A 15,302-nucleotide genomic window follows, 5' to 3' on the forward strand; every position below is an offset into this window, starting at 1 on the left:
GTTCTCAGGCCCGGTCGCTGAATTGGCAGCGACGGGTTGAAAGTAGCTTGAGGGCCGCAGATGCGCAATCGTGGCTAGGTGGTGGCGTAGAGTGAGAGCTTCAGTGATTTACGGGACCTGAGGCTTGGGAATACGTAAATGACCCACGTCTAACCTGACGCCGGCCTCATTCTCTTCGACGCCTGGCTTTCGAGGGCAATCAGTGACTATCGATAGCTCCACTTCCCCCACCATTTTGTTGGCGATTTCCTCGTCGTGCGTGACATGGAACGGGCTGTCGAAAAATCGAATTGTCATGAGCATTTCTCCATTTTTTGGCGATATCTAAACGATGCGGTAAATGGAAGTTGGCCGATTAATCATTTTCGACGCAAACAGTTTTAGCGTCTTTCATCGAGACAATCATTACACTGCGTAACTAATGATGTTCCCGCCCCCACCTTTATCCCCTCCAGCTAACTCCATACATTGAGCTCCAACGCCGACCCATTCATTCCGAAGGGAAGGTCACTGGAGAGTCCTCATGCCTTTCGTAAGCGTACGCATCACCCGCGATGGCGTTACCTCTGAGCAGAAAGCTCAGGTGATCGCCGAAATCACTGAAACCCTGGAACGCGTCCTGAAGAAGGATCCGCACCTGACCCACATCGTGATCGAAGAAGTCGACACCGATAACTGGGGCTACGCCGGCATCACCACCACCCAGTACCGAAAGCAACTGGCTGACGCGGAGGGCAAGTCATGACCGCGTCCGTCTCCATCGATTTCATCTCCGACGTGGTGTGCCCGTGGTGCGCATTGGGCGCGACGGCGCTGGAGCAAGCGATCGAGAACGTGGCCGGTGAAGTGTCGGTGGAGCTGACCTACAAGCCCTTCGAGTTGAACCCGGACATGCCGGCGGTCGGCGAAAAAGCGGTCGAGCATTTGATGCGCAAGTATGGACGCACCGCCGAGGACGTCGCCGCTGGCAAAGCGATGCAGATCGAGCGTGGCGCGGCCCTCGGTTTCAAGTTCGACCTGGAGAAGCGCACTCACTTCTACAACACGTTTGATGCGCATCGGCTGCTGTTGTGGGCGTTGCAGGAAGGACGACAGGTCGCACTGAAGAAAATCCTGTTGCGCGCCTATTTCGCCGACGGCGAGAACCCGAGTAATCGCGAGACGCTGGTTCGTCTGGCGGCTGAAGCAGGACTGGATGCGGCGGCTGCTCAAGAGGTGTTGGCGTCCGGCGCGTTTGCCAAAGAAGTGCGTGAGCTTGAAGCGTTTTACCGCCAGCACGGCATCAACTCGGTGCCGGCCATGGTGCTTAACGGACGTCACCTGGTGTCCGGTTCGCAGTCGGTCGAGTACTACGAACAGATGTTGAGACAAATGGCCAATGCCCCCGCCGAAGCCTGATTACCTGTTTTTCAAACCCTTATTAATTAGTAGAGGTTCATCATGAGCAATTCGAAAAAAGTCATCGTAATCACCGGCGCATCCCAAGGCCTCGGCGCAGGCATGGTCAAGGCGTTCCGCGATCTGGACTACAAAGTTGTCGCCACCTCGCGTTCGATCAAGCCGTCCACCGACCCGGACATCCTCACCGTGGCAGGCGACATCGGCGACCCGGCAGTTGCGCAGCAAGTGATCCGCGAAACCATCGCACGTTTTGGACGCATCGATACCTTGGTCAACAACGCCGGGATCTTCGTTGCCAAGCCGTTCACTGCTTACACCGCTGAAGATTACGCAGCGGTGCTGTCGGTGAACCTGAATGGCTTCTTCTACATCACCCAACTCGCGATCACCGAGATGGAGAAACAAGGCAAAGGCCACGTCGTGAACATCACCACCAGCCTGGTGGACCACGCGATTGATGGTGTGCCATCGGTACTGGCTTCGCTGACTAAAGGTGGTTTGAACGCTGCGACCAAGTCCCTGGCCATCGAGTACGCCAAGCGCGGGATTCGGGTGAATGCGGTTTCTCCTGGCATCATCAAGACTCCGATGCATGGTGAGGAAACTCATGAAGCGCTGGGGAATCTGCATCCGGTTGGGCACATGGGTGAGATCAGCGATATCGCTCAGGCAGTTGTGTATCTGGACAGCGCCAACTTTGTTACTGGTGAAATTCTGCACGTGGATGGTGGGCAGAGCGCGGGTCACTAAGAGCTGGTTTTTCAAACGCCAGAAACAACAAAGCCCTCGTATTTCTACGAGGGCTTTGTTTTTTGTAGTCGAAAATATATCCGTCCCCTCTCTTACTGGTCGTCGTTGGCGACTTGTAGGCCTCGTTGCTTTAGCAGTTCCAATTGCTGTTCTACGCTGAGGGCGGTTTGTCAAAGGGCCTCGTGTAGCTTTTCTCCAGGCCAAAAAACCCGCACGATTTGAGCTTGCTGACTGGGTCAACCTAGGCTTGGCGGGTGTGTTGGGGTGCATTATAGGTAAGTGTGAGAGCCCATCAACGTTGCAGTGACGCGAATTTGTAACGGGGCAGGCGCGCAGACAATGTTTGGTCTGGCGATGGAGGTAAGGCTTTGTTGGCTTCTATCGCCACAATGAGGCGGCGTCCCGGGGGAATGTTTCCATACCCCAGAAACAACAAAACCCTCGTATTTCTACGAGGGCTTTGTTTTGTGTGATGCCGGCACCAGATGGAACACTAAATCCGTGCCCTTTTTTCTACAGACAAGGAAGCACTGCATCTTCTTCGTCGGGGACTTCGTCCGTAACAATCACTCGTGCGTGCGCGCTGTGCTCGTCCTCCATACGCAACCCGAAGTAGCGGGTATCGTTGGCGTCCCAAAATGCCTCTATCTGCGCCATGGGTGCATGTTCAAGCAGCACCTCGGCGCTGTGCTCCAGGATGATCGAGTAACGTCGTTCGGTGTTCATTACAAAGGGGCTCGCAACGGCGGAGTGAAGTGGCAGGTTGTGCATAAGCACTGCTGTCATTATGCCGCTTCACTGATTTTCGACCGTAACCGCTCATCGTTTTGGTGATGTATTAAGACACTCGGTGCCAGAATTGGATGCGTCGATTCGCACCTTTGATGAATATAACCAACCTTCAGCGAAAAGGGCGGAAGAGGAGCGAACACGAAACGGGGAGCGAGCAGGGGAATCTCGGGAGCGTAAGACCCATAAACGAAAAAGGCTCACCTTTCGGTGAGCCTTTTTCGATATTGCGTATGGTGCGGCACCAGGAGTCGAATTATATCGTAATACATTGTTTTTAAAGAATTTATTGTATTGATGATTAGTTTTGTATCCCTAAAAATACCTTAATCCCTTCACGTCATTTCATGCTATCAAGGAAGGCTGAGTAGTTAAAATCAGCGCGTCTTTCTCTGTTTTTTCAGGTTGGTGCCGCATCTATAGAAACTTCATATTGATCCGTGAGGGACCTTGGATGGACGGCGCGATGGCTTTTTGATAGCTTCGACTGATAGTCGATAGGACAAAATGAGGGGCTCGACGTCCAAAGTGTTAGGGATATCGCTAGCATTAACTCGAAAATGGAAGCTTCGAAGCGCGCACATAAAGCCGCGTCTTGTGAGTATGTAGTCATGATGATAGAAATACCATACACGAGTAGGAAGCTTGTTGAATGTATAGGCTTTCAAGATATTATTAGATTTCCTCACTTGCAAGACAGAAACAATCGTGCGGATCTTGCGAACAAAACTCTAAATTTATTAAGTCGTGGCCAAGTTTTCAATGGGTGTTTAAGGCAGATAAATATTGGGTCGGATAAAGGATATGTGTTCAATATTTCTTCGGCTGATCTGGTGGCGCGACTTGTCTCAAAAAATATTAGAGTGAACTATAAACTTAAACAAGCTGATCGCCAAACTATCATATCTAATGCAATGTCTATGTTTAAGGAGGGGTCTCCTTTTGATGTTTATAGATTGGATATAAAGAAATTTTACGAGAGTATTGATTCGAAACTCTTATTCGAGCGGCTGATAGGAGAAGGAAAGTGTTCGTGGCAAACAATTGTTTTACTGGATCAGTTTCTTAACACGCTGGCCGCATATGATGTGACTGGATTGCCTCGAGGTCTAGGAATTAGCGCTACTCTTTCAGAGTTTTATCTAAAGGAATTTGATCTAGCTGTATCCGCGCTCCCAGGAGTTTTTTACTATGCACGTTTTGTGGATGATATTCTTATAGTTACATCTGGGCAAATAGCGAGAGGTAGCTTTGAAAGTCAGGTTGAAGAATTATTGCCTCAAGGGCTGGAGTTTCACACTGCGGGGAAAAGAGATTATATCGCAGTAGGGAAAGTTGCTAAGGAAGCCGCTGGTAAAAAATTAGATGGATTTGATTATCTTGGTTATAACATTAGAATATTCAGCGAGCATTCGGAAGAAACAGTAAACGGTGTTTTTCGTAGAAAGGTGTTTTGTGATATATCTAAGGTAAAAGTTGAGAAGATTAAAAAGAGATTGCTTAATTCGTTTTCAAGCTATCTTGCTAGTTCGCAATATCCTACTGATTTCGTCCTGTTAAAAAATAGAGTTAGGGCTTTGACAGGGAATTATTATATCGTCGATCCGATGACCGGAGTAGATATTAAAACCGGCATATATTATAACTATGTCCAGAAAAATTTCGTCGGGCGTTGTGCGCTTGATGAGTTGGACGCCTTTATTCGTGGAGTCTTATTTTCTACAAAACATCAGCTTTCACGAAGGGTTATATCAGCATTGAGCCTTGATAAAAGAAAGCAGTTGGCTGGGTATGGTTTTAGAACTGGGTTTGTGAACGCAAGATTTCATTCATTTAAATATGATACGCTAAAGAAAATAAAGGAGTGTTGGCGTAAATGAAACCCGGGATGCGTCGAGTAAAAAAAGAGGACTTTGCTAGAGTTGTGCTAACTGAGACGTGTCCGTATGAGGTCCCTATAGTTTTTAGTAATCTCGGTTTTTACTGGCATCTTAAAAAGTATGAAGCTGGAAGTAGTCTCTTTCCGGACATAATGGATTATTTGTTCTATCGAGATTTGGCGTCGGAGTATACCTTACCATTGACCTATAAGATTCGTAAGGATGAGGCGTCTGTCCGAACTTTATCTTTATTGCACCCTAGGTCTCAAGTTAGCTTTGTGGAGCTCTATAAGACTTACGGTGATCAAATTGTTTTTTCTTGCTTAAAAAGCTCGTTCAGTATCCGCCGGCCAGGTGGGGTGGCGAGTAAGTACTATACAAAGAGCGAGAATGACAATATAAAAAAATTTCGCTCCGATAATGTGGTGGTTTCTGCAACTGAGTCCAGGCACAGATACCTTTCGTCATACTTCTCTTATTTTGGATATACACGGCTTTATCGTTTTTTTGAATCCTACGATTTTTTGCAGTTAGAGCAGCAATACTCTTCTTTTTGGTCGATTGATATATCAAGATTTTTTGATAGCATTTACACGCACTCGATAACTTGGGCGTTGAAAACGAAAGAGTTCTCTAAAGCTAACTCGAGCGTCAAAAATACATTTGGAGCCGTTTTTGATCGATTGATGCAGGCGTCAAACTATAACGAAACTGCTGGGATTGTGATAGGTCCTGAAGTATGTAGGATATTTGCTGAAATTATTTTTCAACAAATTGATCGTGATGTAGAGGAAGAAGTCGCCAAAAAAGGTTTAGTCTTAGGAAGGGATTATGCTGTTCGTAGATATGTTGACGATATTTTTGTTTTCGCTATAAGTGAAGATTTTGCACAGCAGGTATATAGATCAATAGAGAGCAATGCGAAAAAATATAAACTAAACATAAACAAAGCAAAAACAATTAAAGCTTCTCGACCGTTTGTAACTGGTAAAACCAGATCTTTGAAAGTTGTTAAAAATACGCTGGCTAAATTTTCAGAGAAAATGGTCGCTGTAGGTAGTTCCGATGGTGCAAGCAAGTTTACTCCTAATCGAATATATAACCGTAGAAGGGTTGTGGTTGATTTTATTAGCGAAGTTAAGGCTGCTTGTATTGCGGACGTCGATGCATATGGCATGGTTTGTGGTTATTTAATATCCGCTTTGACGAGGATTTTAGTCCAGGTGACAGAGGCGAATATTGGTAGAGTATTTTCTGATGACGAAGATCTCAATAAATATTCCGATTTCTATTATGTAATTATTGACGTGATTTTCCATTTGTTTACCGTAAATCCCAGTCATACAGGTACGGTGAAGATTTTTGTAGCAGCGACACTTTCGTGTTCTTTCTACGAGGCACATCTTCCAAATGAGTTGAACTCAATAAAAAGTAAAATCTACACTGCATGTCGTGACTTTTTTGAGAGTAGTGAATATGCGAAGATGTCCTCTGGCAATAGCGATCACGCAATGCTTGAGGCGTTAAATTTACTCGTTGTGCTCAAAGGGTTAGGTAGTGATTATTTGATTCCGCGGGAAACGTTGCAAAGCATTGTAGATGTTTCAATCGGTCGTCAAATGTCATATTTCGAAATAATTTCGTTGCTTTACTATGTAGAGAATATTCCTTCTTATGCATCTATAAAAAGGGCTGTGTTTTCAAATATTAAGGCAAAGCTTGAAGATCTATCAGATATTAGATCGGATGCTGAAAAAATCTATTTGTTCTTAGATATTATGACCTGTCCCTATATTGATAAAAAGTTTAAGCATAAAATCGCAGAGAAATTGTATAAGCAGATTAATAGTAAGATTCCAACAGCGCCGATGGTGGCTGATCTCGCTTTGCGGTTGGAAAAGTTTCCTTGGTTTGTATCATGGGAAAATGCAGACTTTCTATCTGCTCTAGAAAAAAAGGAATTGCTAAAAGGTTACTAGTGATCTATATTTTTTGAGTAGGGTATACCGATCAGCTTTACGACCTGAAAAGGTTGGCTAACCGAAACCGATTTCCGCGGAGGCTCTGGATGAGCTTTTTAGGGGGGAGGGGATGGAATCATTTGCTGGTCAAGGAATGGCGGGCAACCGCACACACTATACTGGTTGGATACCCTACACTATTTTTCCATGCAAACGTAATGCCTCTCTTCTCCTTGCCTAAAACTGCCATGTCTTGTCTAGGCGCAAAACAAGAATTTTAACTGAAAGTAGGTAGTAGTAGCGTGTTGTTGGTGCGTTAGCACTAGTGTAATAGTTTAGAAACCATACCAAGTGTTTTCGTTTACAATTCCAAGGATTATCTATTTTCCAGCGCTTAGAAATAGCGGATTGGATTGTCCTCGCTTGACGTAAATGACGAACTCGAGTGGCATCCGACCCGATCAGTACGCTCGCCAGGAACAACTCCATATCGATGGTTTTACTCATGTTCGACCACCGATATAAGCCGAAACAATATCTATACGGCCGTGCCCAAGTTCATAACTGATCTGTATTCGAGCCTCTTTATCGAGATGGCGCTCGAGTTGATAACATCTGCCATCATTGACTGGCGCGGGATGACGGGTGATTTGCTCATAGCGTTCGCACGCATAGGCTGCCCGCAACTCGTGGAAGCCTTTGAGATTGTGCTTATGAAGGATGTCCCTTGCGGGACGGGCGATTCCCTGTTGGAAATCGAGGTAGCGTTCGTTCGGTGAAAGCAGGTTGCGGCTACCGTCGGGCGAGACCTGTTTGGCAAACCTCAATGCATCACGAATATGCTCATCTACCATAATCCAGCGAGGCGCCGACGCGCCTGAGCGGCCGCCTTTGGTGCCATCCTGGATGTTAATCTTGCCGTATAGTTCGGCCTCACGTTTTAGACGCGGAAGGCCGGCCAATATGGCCTCTCGTAAGCGCATTCCGGTTGCTCGCGCCAGTTGCACGATGGCAGCAGCGCGTGGCAGTTGGTGTTCGCAAAGCGTATCGACGATTTGCTTCACCTGATAATGGTCTTGGCCTTTCGGTGCTACGGTGCGGACGCTGGTGCGCTGCTTTCCTATCGCTTTCCTATCGCTTTCCTATCGCTTTGCTCGGACTCGGCACCTTCACATATTGATCACCGCGAAGCGCGGCCATGGTCCGATTCACACTGGACAATTGGTTTTGCGCAGTGGCGATGGCGAGTTCGCCCTGTTCAACTTGCTGACGCAAATGCCCGGCGTAGTCCAGCAAGGTCTGCCGATCGATCTGCCGCGCATCGTTGAACCCCGGCCCATCCTCCGAACGACACCATCGCACAAGCGCCTGCCACCGATCACTGTGCGCCCTGACCGTGCCGTAACGCCCGCCGCCAAACAGATCCCGCAATGCCTGCGGCCCGGCATAGCTCAACTGCCGACCGTAGCCAAAATTGCGCCCATCTCGTTTACCGACCAACGCCATGATCAAACTCCTCTCGAAGCCAAAATCTTTGAGACCTTCCCCACGTCATCCCGCCACGAATGTTGAGTGTTATCAGGGATCAAGGCCCCTGCGACCTGTGAGGGTTGTCCACTAACGCGGGACTGGCGGCTCTTTACGACCGGGAGCTTGGGCATCTCATGATCTGGCCTCCTGAACACCGATAGCGGTGGGCGGGTGGAGGCTGCACTGGCTGTCGAGACCGGCGCCGCGAGATCCTGAGTCAGGTGAAGCAGTGATGCGATGACCGGGGCATGCCTGACTGTCAGTCAGGTGCAGTCCATTCCTTGGGCTGCGGCACCATCATCTGCATCGCTGTTGCTGGTGACTTCGGTGTTTGTCACGCCGATTGTCACGTGGGGGAATGCCGCAAAGCCTTGTACGAGGTGGGCTGCAGCAGTGGTAGGAGCGCCCGTCTCTTTCCGGGAGAAAGAGACGGGCGCAGGTTGGCGCACGGGAATGGCCAAGCAGATAGGTTGCTGCAGTGCAGCTATGAAAGGGGATGAGTTGCCATAATGGGCACACTGGTAAAAGTAGGCATCCATCACATCGCTGTGACCGTGCGAGCCGCCGGACGCTAATCGCACTTTGGGAGAACCACCACGGTATGGCGTAGCCTTAAAGGTTCTGGCTACCTGGGGTTGCTGTCAACGACAGCGCTTTGCCCGATCTTTTCTACGCCTGTGGATAATTCGGGTCAAGGCTCGAATTTTTGGGAGTCCTGCGGCTGTGGATGAAATTATCCACTGGTGGAGATCAGTGGTTTTCCACAGACAGTTGCGTGGGCTTTAGTTTTTTTAAGTGAGGTCCATCCAAGCAGGGCGGCTTTGCAGCCCTGTTTGGATGGACCCGCGTGGACAAGCGGATCATCGAGATTTCGAGAACGTACGCTTACTTTGCTGCGCCGCGATTGGCTTTTGGCCGTGTGACATTCGTGCAGAGTCGTGAGGAGTGACATCCTCCTGCTGATGGGTGACTGGAAATCGGCTCCACCAGTTCATGATTAGTCTCCGCTCGTCGAGTTGCGTGCGACTATGGAAGACTGAGTACAATCCCCGCACGTATGTCTTTTCTTCGACCTTTTGCAGCTACGTGAAGCAGGCTGATCATTTAGGAAGTCTTTGATGTCACTCAATCCCCACACCCTTGAAGACCTGCCCTCGCTGGTTGAATCTGTCGAGCTCGAATGCAAGCTCGCTCAGGGGCAGGATGGGAAGGGAGAGTTGCCTAAGGATTTCTGGTTAACCTACTCCGCTTTTGCTAACACTCAGGGTGGGGTAGTACTGCTTGGCGTGCGCGAGAAGGATGGGCGGTTCAGCGTTGCAGGCCTATCAAATATCGAGAAAGTACGTACTGACCTGTTCAATACCCTCAACAATCCGGCCAAGGTCAGTATCAATCTGCTGACTGACCGGGAGGTGGTCGTCAGAGAGCTGGAGGGCAAGCAGGTACTTGAAGTGAAAATCCCGGCGGCTTCGCGTAAGCAGAAGCCGGTATTTCTCAATGGTCAGCCGCTAGGTAACACTTATCGTCGATTACATGAGGGTGATCGGCGTTGCTCTGAGGAAGATGTTCGCCGCATGTTCGCAGAGCAAGTGGAGGACTGTCGGGACGAGCGGATTTTGCCAAATTACGACTTCGCAGACATCGATCCGGACAGTCTGCGTATCTACCGCCAGATGCTTAGCGACATAAAGCCAGGCCATCCAGCGCTGGAGCACCAAGGGATTGAGTTTCTCCGACAGATAGGCGGCTGGCGAAAGGACCGCGCGAACGGAGTCGAAGGGCTGACTCTGGCAGGTTTACTAATGTTCGGACGCTGGCTTTCGATCCAAGAGAGTGTGCCGCATTACTTTGTGGACTATCAGGAGCGGCCGCACGCCAAAACAGAACTACGTTGGGTGGATAGACTCGTCCCTGATGGAACCTGGTCAGGAAATCTGTTTGATTTCTACCGGCGGGTTTATCGCAAGTTGGTTGAGGACCTAAAGGTACCGTTCGTTCTCAAAGGTGATCAGCGCCAGGATGACACACCGGTACATGAAGCTCTGCGCGAGGCTTTGGTTAATACCTTGGTCCATGCCGACTATACCGGGCGGGTTTCTGTGTTAGTCGTGAAGCGTCCTGACTTGTTTGGCTTTCGCAATCCTGGCGGCTTACGTTTACCCCTTGAGCAGGTGTTGCAAGGTGGTACCAGCGATTGCCGGAACAGGCTAATGCACCAAATGTTTCTTCTTATAGGCCTTGGCGAGCGTGGTGGTTCTGGGGTTCCAAAAATCTACAGCGGGTGGCGCAGCCAGCATTGGCGACCGCCAGCCCTTTATGAAAAGCCCGAGCCCGAGCAAACCCTTCTTGAGCTTCGCATGTTGGACTTGCTTCCTGAAGGGGTGGTGGAGCAGTTACGAGAGCGATTTGGGGTTCGTTTCGAGAGCTTGGAACATACTGCCAGGTTGATTTTGGCCACGGCCGCGATTGAGCGGGTGGTCAGCCATAATCGTCTCCTTGAGATTTGTGATACTCATGCTCATGACTTGAGCCAACTGCTTGCGCGGTTGGTACGCGAGGGATTCCTTGTGCCCGACGGGCGCTCACGGGGCATGATTTATCACCTGCCGGGTGAGCAACTGCCTACGCCGGAGCAAGTGTTCGCAGGTCCGCTACAGAGCTCCGAACATTACGCCGGCAGCTCCGAACATAACGGGGCTAGCTCCGAACATAACGCAGGTAGCTCCGAACATAAGGTCGAGCTGGATATGCAGCGAAACGATGATGGCTGCTTGTTGAGCGATCATATTGACGCGCCGCTGATCGATGCTTTGGACAGGCTTGATGCAGGGTTTCGAGAAAAGCTCGAAATACTGGCTGAGGAGCCGCGCAATCGAGAGCGCATGCAAAAGGATCGTATGCAACAGGTGATTATCACCCTATGCAAGGAGCACTATCTGACGCTCAACGTGTTGGCTAATTTGGTAAAGCGCAGTCCAGATGCCCTCCGTCAGCAGTACCTGAATGGAATGGTGAAAAGTAGGCAGATTCAGTTGGCATTTCCGTCCAAGCCGACTCATGAAAGGCAGGCGTACAAAGCGTACGTTGGTGGGCAGGACGAGGAGTAGGCTAACGGCCTACTCCCTCAAGCGGCTTTTCGCCTTGAGCCGCGTGACGTTCGCCCCGGTCTGGTTCGCAAATTCGTGTGGAGTGACATGCTCCTGTTGATTCGCCTCAAGGTACCGGCTCCACCAGTTCATGATCAGCCTCCGCTCCTCGATGAATTCTGCCTTGTGGATGTAAGCGGCGCGGACGTTATTGCGCTCCTTGTGACTCATCTGCCGTTCAATGGCTGTCTCTGACCACAAGCCTGACTCAATCAGTGCGCTACAGGCCATCGATCGAAAGCCATGGCCGCAGATTTCAGTTTTGGTGTCGTAGCCCATCTTTCTGAGCGCGCTGTTCACCGTGTTTTCAGACATGGGCTTCCAGGGCTTGGCATCGCCTGCAAACACCAAATCGAATTTGCCGGTGAGGGTGCGGATCTGTTCAAGCAGGGTCACGGCTTGCGGCGATAAGGGTACAAGGTGGATGTCCCCGGCCATCTTCGTACCTCTTGTTGAAAAGGGTACTCCGTCCAGCGCGGGTCGAGTGTCCGGTATCTCCCAGGTGCCGCGCTTGAGGTCGAACTCGCTCCAGCGGGCGAAGCGTAGTTCGCTGGAGCGGACAAACACATGTAACGAGAGCATGACTGTCAGCCGAGTCAGCGTTCGTCCTTTGTAGGTGTCGATGCGCTCCTGCAATTCAGGCAGACGCGATAAGGGTAAAGCTGGGCGGTGAACTACCCTCGGGGCTTTGATCAAACCTTCAAGGTCGGAGGCAGGGTTTGCCGCGATCTGTCGAGCACGTTTTGCCTCGCGCATGATGCTTTGCAGGTAGTTTTGTACCCTTAACGCGACGTCAATCGTGCCGCGTTTCTGGATCGCTTCCAGAGGTTGCATCAGGTCATGGGTGTCCAGATCGACAATAGAGCGAGTGCCGATCAGCGGGAAGACATGGGTTTTGAGGCGGCTCAGGACGGTCTTGGCATGGCCCGGAGCCCATTTGGCAGACATCGCTTTGTGCCAGTCCAAGGCTGCGCTCTCAAAGGTTCGGCCTCGGATTGCGGCTTGCGTCTTGGCTTGGTGTTTGGACACGATGGGGTCGATGCCTTCCGCCAGCATCCGCTTGACCTCCAGGCGCTTCTTGCGCGCATCGGCGAGGCCGACCACGGGGTAGTTGCCGAACGAGGTCAATCCTTCACGCCCATCAGGTTTTACATACCTGAATCGCCAGCCTTTGCGGCCATTGGGTTGGACGAAAAGGTAAAGGCCGTCGCCGTCGAAAAGCTTGTAGGCGCGGTCGGTGGGCTTAGCTGAACGGCAAGCCGAATCGGAGAGTGGGGCAGTGGTGCGCGACATAAGGGTACTCCTCCCTTATCGAATGACCTTACCCCTATCTTTATCCTTAAAACGGCTGGTATCCATAAGATTTTGGCGGAATCCGACGGAACGCCAAAACGAAAAAACCCGCCAGAAGGCGGGTTTTTCGGGGGTTCCAGAGATTTTGAAAGCCTTCTATGGAACCTTGGATGGTGCCGGCACCAGGAGTCGAACCCGGGACCTACTGATTACAAGGAAGGTGCTTTAAACCATAAGATCAATGACTTATAAGGTTTTTCGTTACGTGCGGACACGCTCAAGTGCGCGTATTTCGCGAGCTTTTATTCTCTTCTTACGTAGAGATCTGCGAATTATGACGTTACTAGATGTGTGCCGATGCGGAGGAGGCGACTGGCGCGGGGATCGCTCTACACGTATAAAAGGCTGAAAATTTACTACCAGCTCTCGGTGACAAAAAAACATGGATGCCCTTCTCGATTTCGCTTCGAAAAATCTTGCCGTTTTAACTGCCCTTGCAGGCGTCATCACCGCGATGTTGGCAGCGCTGCGGTATTTCATGGAGCGATCCAAGGATGCTCGCTGGAAGGAATTTGAGACCTATCACAAAATGGTTAAAGACTTTGTGCAAGCGGAATCCAAAGACGTAAACATGATGATCGACAGGCAGTGCGCACTGATTTATGAGTTCAGATTTTTCCGCAGATACTTCCCACAAACACTGCGGATGTTCAAGTTTTTGAAGAGCTTTGAAGGTAGTTGGCAGCATGAGCGAATTCAGGACGAGTTGGAGGCAGGCATCAATGCGATCAGCAGCGAAATGTCGTCTTGCAGGATGCGACTGGCTGTATTTTTTCAGCCAGCGTCCTATTACAAGTCCTAGTGTGATGGGCACTGCTCTACTCGGATGAAGGATTCACAATCGGAGTACTGTGATCGTAGACATCCATCATTTTCGGGTCTCGGTGTCCACTGGCCTCCTGTTTGTCTGCCCTGGTGCCGGTCGTATCCGTGATGCCGCGCCTCTTCAAGTCATGCAGTGCGAAGCGATCTTCAAGGTCAATGGTCCCGTCCGTGATCGCCAACGTGATGAATCGTTGCCAAGCAGTGTCGAGGCTCGTCTTGCGAAGGGGGCCGCCGTGACTCGCCACGATGATAAAGCGCTTGGACGCTGCAATCGGTATTGCCGTCTTCCGGCGTTCCCAAGTCCTAGCGCGTAGAGCTTTTGCGCCATCCCAAACGGCGCGTAGCCGCGGAGTCCAACGGACAATGTTGTCTCGACTGCCCTTGCGCCGATTGGTCAAAATCCCCACGTCCAGCTCGTTGGCATCTGTGAGGGTCACGACCTCGATGCCGCGCAGTCGGCACAGATAGGCCAGCTCCATCACGCTGGCTAGGTACTCGGGACATCCACCCGGTTCATTGCGTGCCAGGCGGCCGCGAGCTGTTGCGCGATCGATCAGGACGTCCATCACGTTCAACCGTGGCAGTCTGCGTTGCTTCCGTTCAATCGGCGCTTCGATGCCCAGGGCTGGGTTCACCTCAAGGAATCCCCGATTGCGTCCCCACTGCAGCACGCGGCGTAGATATCGCAGAGCGTGCGCCGCCTTCGAGGGCGTGCCCTCATCAGCCAGCCGATCCACAATGCGTTGCACCAAGGCGGCGGTGAATTTCTTCACCGCTAGATCGCCCAGCGGCTTGCCCAGTTTGGTGGGGATGTTCAGTAGAACATCCCGGGAGTAGCAGTAATCGTCATGGGTCTTTGGAGCGAGCTTTTTGTAACGGTCGCTCAGGTGGAACTGCTCGCACACGTAGCGAAGCGTTCCCCTGTCGACGTTGGACGCCTCGTCCATAATCCGGTGAAGCTCTGCCAGTGAAACGTCTGCAGGCGCCACGTTTTTGCGGCGCTGCTTTCCGGTCTCGTCGTAATGAAGGGTGTACCAGACTCCGCTGCCGCGATGGTCGAAGTAAATGGCCGCCGGGAGAGCGGCCTGATCAACATGGGCAGGGATGTGGGGATTGTGCTTTCGCTTCCGTGCTTTCCTCATAGGATATCGGCGTCGTATAGCTCTGATGTGGCCGGCTTCATTCCGGCCGCTTGGTTGATGAGATCCAATGTAGTCCATGGGCCTGTACGCCCCCGGAACAGCCGGATGCCCTGCTCGATCAGCGACCTTTCGACATCGGACCGACGTTGATAGCCGGTGATGCGTTGTAGGTCCTCGAATATCAGGACGGTGCCCGATCGGGAGTTCATGGTATTCCCTCTGTAAGCTGAAGCACCCCGGACAGTGTAGTACTGCGGCCGGAGTTAAAGTGGTTAGAACCTGCAGGGCTAATTGCTGGTCTTGTCGCACCGTGAATGGCGGCGCAGTGGGCGTTTGTTATCGGACATAACGTTTCTCCCGTGCGGTTCGAGCAGCAAGCCTCTCTGCCATCAGGGTGGTCCACTCTTCAGCTTTCCGTTGTTGACGAAGTTTGCTGCAGCGGCTGTGCTGACGTGTCGAACGGGCGAAACCACAGATATCGCAGACGCTCGGTAGATCAAGCCGCTTGCTCGCCAGCGCTGGGCG

Annotated in this window: 11 protein-coding genes and 1 pseudogene; 7 read left to right on the top strand and 5 right to left on the bottom strand. The window is 51.0% G+C overall.

Annotation, left to right across the window (positions count from 1 at the left end; translation table 11 throughout):
- The first annotated feature begins 523 nt into the window (after window positions 1-523).
- From ACYZTY_RS30215 to ACYZTY_RS30225, 3 genes are read left to right on the top strand one after another with little or no spacing between them, the layout of a single operon-like run.
- Window positions 524-745, top strand: a complete 222-nt coding sequence (locus tag ACYZTY_RS30215; RefSeq protein WP_461956671.1) for a tautomerase family protein — start codon at window positions 524-526, stop codon at window positions 743-745.
- Window positions 742-1,398, top strand: coding sequence for a DsbA family oxidoreductase (locus ACYZTY_RS30220; protein WP_461956672.1), 657 nt, complete (start codon window positions 742-744; stop codon window positions 1,396-1,398). The genes ACYZTY_RS30215 and ACYZTY_RS30220 overlap by 4 nt, the downstream gene beginning before the upstream one ends.
- A 42-nt stretch (window positions 1,399-1,440) precedes the next feature.
- Window positions 1,441-2,151, top strand: a complete 711-nt coding sequence (locus ACYZTY_RS30225; RefSeq protein ID WP_438661586.1) for an SDR family NAD(P)-dependent oxidoreductase — start codon at window positions 1,441-1,443, stop codon at window positions 2,149-2,151.
- 513 nt (window positions 2,152-2,664) lie between these two features.
- Here the strand turns inward: ACYZTY_RS30225 and ACYZTY_RS30230 are convergent.
- Window positions 2,665-2,877, bottom strand: a complete 213-nt coding sequence (locus ACYZTY_RS30230; protein WP_461956673.1) for a hypothetical protein — start codon at window positions 2,875-2,877, stop codon at window positions 2,665-2,667.
- Between the two features lie 623 nt (window positions 2,878-3,500).
- On the opposite strand from ACYZTY_RS30230, the gene drt3a reads away from it, so the two are divergent.
- Window positions 3,501-4,820, top strand: coding sequence for an antiviral reverse transcriptase Drt3a (gene drt3a / locus ACYZTY_RS30235; RefSeq protein WP_461956674.1), 1,320 nt, complete (start codon window positions 3,501-3,503; stop codon window positions 4,818-4,820).
- A complete protein-coding gene (gene drt3b / locus ACYZTY_RS30240) occupies window positions 4,817-6,799 on the top strand; it encodes an antiviral reverse transcriptase Drt3b (protein WP_461956675.1) in 1,983 nt (660 codons plus the stop codon). The genes drt3a and drt3b overlap by 4 nt, the downstream gene beginning before the upstream one ends.
- A 485-nt stretch (window positions 6,800-7,284) precedes the next feature.
- Here drt3b and ACYZTY_RS30245 read toward each other — a convergent pair.
- Window positions 7,285-8,287 (bottom strand): annotated as a pseudogene (locus ACYZTY_RS30245) (integrase domain-containing protein).
- 1,142 nt (window positions 8,288-9,429) lie between these two features.
- On the opposite strand from ACYZTY_RS30245, the gene ACYZTY_RS30250 reads away from it, so the two are divergent.
- Complete coding sequence (locus ACYZTY_RS30250) at window positions 9,430-11,418, top strand: RNA-binding domain-containing protein (RefSeq protein ID WP_461956676.1); 1,989 nt, start codon at window positions 9,430-9,432, stop codon at window positions 11,416-11,418.
- A 9-nt stretch (window positions 11,419-11,427) separates the two neighbouring features.
- Here ACYZTY_RS30250 and ACYZTY_RS30255 read toward each other — a convergent pair whose 3' ends face one another.
- On the bottom strand, window positions 11,428-12,750 hold the full coding sequence (locus ACYZTY_RS30255; protein WP_461956677.1) for a tyrosine-type recombinase/integrase: 1,323 nt from the start codon (window positions 12,748-12,750) through the stop codon (window positions 11,428-11,430).
- Between the two features lie 442 nt (window positions 12,751-13,192).
- On the opposite strand from ACYZTY_RS30255, the gene ACYZTY_RS30260 reads away from it, so the two are divergent.
- Window positions 13,193-13,612, top strand: a complete 420-nt coding sequence (locus ACYZTY_RS30260; protein WP_461956678.1) for a hypothetical protein — start codon at window positions 13,193-13,195, stop codon at window positions 13,610-13,612.
- Between the two features lie 16 nt (window positions 13,613-13,628).
- Here ACYZTY_RS30260 and ACYZTY_RS30265 read toward each other — a convergent pair whose 3' ends face one another.
- Window positions 13,629-14,777, bottom strand: a complete 1,149-nt coding sequence (locus ACYZTY_RS30265) for a site-specific integrase (protein ID WP_461956679.1) — start codon at window positions 14,775-14,777, stop codon at window positions 13,629-13,631.
- The gene (locus ACYZTY_RS30270) at window positions 14,774-14,986 is read right to left on the bottom strand and encodes a hypothetical protein (RefSeq protein WP_461956680.1); all 213 of its coding nucleotides are present in this window, start codon (window positions 14,984-14,986) and stop codon (window positions 14,774-14,776) included. Before ACYZTY_RS30270 ends, ACYZTY_RS30265 begins: the two co-directional genes overlap by 4 nt.
- Window positions 14,987-15,302 lie beyond the last annotated feature (316 nt).

The sequence above is a fragment of the Pseudomonas sp. LB1P83 genome (assembly GCF_054897885.1).

Excerpts from the sequence above, each read along its gene's own strand:
- ACYZTY_RS30215 (WP_461956671.1), top strand. The coding sequence starts at position 524 with ATGCCTTTCGTAAGCGTACGCATCACCCGCGATGGCGTTACCTCTGAG.
- ACYZTY_RS30220 (WP_461956672.1), top strand. The coding sequence starts at position 742 with ATGACCGCGTCCGTCTCCATCGATTTCATCTCCGACGTGGTGTGCCCG.
- ACYZTY_RS30225 (WP_438661586.1), top strand. The coding sequence starts at position 1,441 with ATGAGCAATTCGAAAAAAGTCATCGTAATCACCGGCGCATCCCAAGGC.
- ACYZTY_RS30230 (WP_461956673.1), bottom strand. The coding sequence starts at position 2,877 with ATGAACACCGAACGACGTTACTCGATCATCCTGGAGCACAGCGCCGAG.
- drt3a (WP_461956674.1), top strand. The coding sequence starts at position 3,501 with ATGGAAGCTTCGAAGCGCGCACATAAAGCCGCGTCTTGTGAGTATGTA.
- drt3b (WP_461956675.1), top strand. The coding sequence starts at position 4,817 with ATGAAACCCGGGATGCGTCGAGTAAAAAAAGAGGACTTTGCTAGAGTT.
- ACYZTY_RS30250 (WP_461956676.1), top strand. The coding sequence starts at position 9,430 with ATGTCACTCAATCCCCACACCCTTGAAGACCTGCCCTCGCTGGTTGAA.
- ACYZTY_RS30255 (WP_461956677.1), bottom strand. The coding sequence starts at position 12,750 with ATGTCGCGCACCACTGCCCCACTCTCCGATTCGGCTTGCCGTTCAGCT.
- ACYZTY_RS30260 (WP_461956678.1), top strand. The coding sequence starts at position 13,193 with ATGGATGCCCTTCTCGATTTCGCTTCGAAAAATCTTGCCGTTTTAACT.
- ACYZTY_RS30265 (WP_461956679.1), bottom strand. The coding sequence starts at position 14,777 with ATGAGGAAAGCACGGAAGCGAAAGCACAATCCCCACATCCCTGCCCAT.
- ACYZTY_RS30270 (WP_461956680.1), bottom strand. The coding sequence starts at position 14,986 with ATGAACTCCCGATCGGGCACCGTCCTGATATTCGAGGACCTACAACGC.